Source organism: Pseudomonas brassicacearum, from assembly GCF_003732265.1.
Classification (GTDB): domain Bacteria; phylum Pseudomonadota; class Gammaproteobacteria; order Pseudomonadales; family Pseudomonadaceae; genus Aquipseudomonas; species Aquipseudomonas brassicacearum_D.
This window is the reverse complement of the sequence record NZ_MOBK01000441.1, coordinates 1-251: the sequence shown is the minus strand read 5'-3', so window position 1 is coordinate 251 and position 251 is coordinate 1. Positions and strand designations below refer to the sequence as shown.

At 60.6% G+C, this 251-nt stretch carries 1 protein-coding gene; it reads right to left on the bottom strand.

What is annotated here, in order from left to right; genetic code table 11:
- Window positions 1-31: 31 nt before the first annotated feature.
- The coding region (locus BK660_RS32145; protein ID WP_311202930.1) for a chemotaxis protein CheB at window positions 32-251 on the bottom strand (220 nt) is incomplete at its 5' end.

The following is a 251-nucleotide window of genomic DNA, read 5'->3' as shown; positions in this document are numbered from 1 at the left end:
ATGATGATCCCGATAAGGCTTAAAACATCCATCAGATACACGCCTCGACAATGTGCTTGCCGATGTCGTCGAGGCTATACACCGCGTCGGCGAGGTCGGCTTTGACGATGGCCATCGGCATGCCGTAGATCACGCAGCTTGCTTCATCCTGCGCCCACACCGCGCTACCGCCCTGCTTGAGCAGACGCGCGCCTTCACGGCCGTCGGCGCCCATGCCGGTCAACACCACCGCCAGAACTTTGTCGCCGTAG